This window comes from Natronomonas sp. (assembly GCF_046483325.1).
Lineage (GTDB): Archaea > Halobacteriota > Halobacteria > Halobacteriales > Haloarculaceae > Natronomonas.
In genome coordinates, this window is the sequence record NZ_JAWODL010000028.1 from 1 (window position 1) to 2,513 (window position 2,513).

The 2,513-nt window shown below is 70.4% G+C and carries 2 protein-coding genes and 1 pseudogene; 2 read left to right on the forward strand and 1 reads right to left on the reverse strand.

The features are described 5' to 3' along the window. A pseudogene (locus R6U53_RS09110) lies at window positions 1–612 on the forward strand (hypothetical protein); the annotation flags it as partial. An 87-nt stretch (window positions 613–699) separates the two neighbouring features. Further along, a complete protein-coding gene (locus tag R6U53_RS09115; RefSeq protein WP_410322051.1) occupies window positions 700–1,884 on the forward strand; it encodes an MFS transporter in 1,185 nt (394 codons plus the stop codon). 150 nt (window positions 1,885–2,034) lie between these two features. Here the strand turns inward: R6U53_RS09115 and R6U53_RS09120 are convergent. Continuing rightward, window positions 2,035–2,513, reverse strand: a 479-nt coding sequence (locus R6U53_RS09120; RefSeq protein WP_410322052.1) for an amidohydrolase family protein, incomplete at its 5' end; no start/stop codon positions are given.

Below are 2,513 nucleotides of genomic sequence, written 5' to 3' on the forward strand. Positions count from 1 at the left end.
CAGACCAGCGGGGCGTACGGCGTGCGACCGAACGAGACGCTCGGCGACGCCGTCTACGAGACGATGACCGAGATCGGGTCGTTCTCGGTCGCGGACGAGGCGCTCGCTGCGGAGCTGCGCGACTCGCTCGGGGACGTCTCCGACGCGCTCGAGGACCTGCCACCGGAGGTCCGGGACCGCGCGGCGGACCGACCGTACTTCACCGAGCCGATCGAGGCGCCGGACGCCGGAGAGGTCGGCGCCTACTCGACGGACTCCGGCGACGTGAGCCAGGTCGTGCCGCTCGGTCGGCTGCGCACCGCGACGTGGCCGGTCGGCACGCCGCCGCACTCGTGGCAGGCGGTCGCCGCCAGCGGCTCGACCGGCGTCGACGGCATGCTGTACGCCGCGAAGACGATCGGCGGAACGCTGGGTCGACTGCTCACGGACCCCGAACTGCTCGCCGACGCCGCCGAGGAGTTCGAGCGGCGGGGCGGAGACGAGGCGTACGACCCGCCCATGCCGGACGACGCGGACCCATACGAACTGCTCGGCATCGAGCGACCGACGTTCGATCCGCGGGACGGCTCCGAGGCCGATGCGTCTGGCGTGGAGGCTGTCGACGACGACTGAGTCTCGGTCCCCAGCGGTCTCCGTCGCGCTCGACCGGTCGGGCGGTGAAACACAATAGCTTACACTTCCCCTACTGAACGCCGGGTAATGACTCGCCGTCTGTACGGGGGCCTTCTCGGGATGGTCTTCGTCGTCAACTTCGGGCGCGTGGTGTTCGCTCCGCTCGTCGAGCCGCTACAGGCGGCGTTCGACGTCGGTCCGGCGGCCGTCGGCGCGGTCGTGTCCCTCGTCTGGTTCGGCACGGCGCTGCCCCGGCTGCCGCTGAGCTACGTGCTCACGCGGGTCTCTCGGCGACGGGTCGTCGTGGTGTCCGGCGTCATGCTCACCGTAGCGGCCGCCCTGACGGCTTCGGCACCTGACATCCAAACGCTCCGGATCGGTGTGCTGGCCGTCGGCGTGGCCTCCGGCACGTACTTCGTCTCCGCCGTGCCGCTCATCGGAGAGCTGTACCCCGACCGGGTCGGCAAGCGCATCGGCATTCACGGGACGGCGGCGCAGCTCGCGGCGGTGGCCGCTCCGACGGTCGTCGTGTCGGTCGTCGCGGTCGCGACGTGGCGGGCGGTGTTCTGGCTCCTCGCGGCCGCGGCCCTCGTCACCACTCTCGCGTTCGCCGTCGGCCTCCGGCGAGCCGACCGGGTCCCGGAGGCGCCGCCGGCACGGAACTTCCGCGGCGTGCTCGGTAACTGGCGGGTGGTCCTCGCCGGGATGCTGTTCGTCAGCGCCGCCGGGTTCGTCTGGCAGGGGCTGTTCAACTTCTACGTCTCCGTGATGCTCGCGCGGGGGCTCGACCCGGGAACTGCAAACGCGCTGTTGACGGTCGCGTTCGCGGCCGGAATCCCGGCGTTCTGGGTCAGCGGCGCCCTCGTCGACCGCCTCCCGACGGTCCCCTACATCCTCGGGCTGGTCGGAGCGTTCACGGCCGGCGTCTTCGGACTGACCGTATTCAGTGGGGCGCTCGCGCTCGGCGCGGTCTCGGTCGTCCTCGGGTACGCCATCCACGGCCTGTTCCCCGCGCTCGACACCTACGTCCTGTCAGCGCTCCCGGCCGACACCCGCGCCGGAACCTTCGCGGCGTTCAGCGGGCTCTCCATCGCCGTCGAGGCGTCGGGGAGCGGCGTCGTCGGGGCGCTCGTCGAGGCCGGCTACCCGTACACCGCGGTGTTCCGCGGCTTCGCCGCCGGCCTCGTCGTCATCCTCGCGCTGGCGGTGGGACTCTACCGGACCGATCGACTCCCCGCGGCCGACCGTCTCGCAGGTGCGAGCGAGTCGTGAGCTGTCCTTTTTAAACGGAGAGTTCCGCCTTTTAAGCCGGACGTGAAGCCCCGACTCCGTCACGGACCACCCGTCGTCTGAGCCGGATCGGTCGGTGGCGAGCTCTGTACCCGTCGTCTCCAGCCGACTCGCGTGCCAGTTTGGAGTCGCTCAGCGGTGGAAATCGACCGTGTGCGATCCGCTGTCACGCTCGATCCGCGTCACGCTCGGTTCCGTCCGCGCGACGGGCGCACCGTTCCGGAGCACGAGCGTTCTGGGCGCTTGGGTTCGAAGCGCGTTGAACGCGTCGGGGCTGTCGTACACCACGAGCGATCCCTCGTTCCCTTCGGCGAGCCCGTAATCGGTCACGCCGAACACCGACGCGTTTGCGTCGGTCAGCATCTCCCAGAGGGCTTCGACGTCGTCGTGGCCGGCCATGTGCGCGTAGTGGACGAGGATAAACGCGGCGTCGAGCGGGTCGGCGACGCCGTAGTGGTACCACGGATCGAGCACTGAGTCGTGCCCGATACCCACGGTGACACCCGCCTCCCGGAGTTCATCGATGCGGGTGTGTCCGCGCCGCCGCGGGTAATCGTCGTAGCTCCCCTGCAGGACCGAGTTGTCCGGCGGGTTCGTCACGACGCTGACGC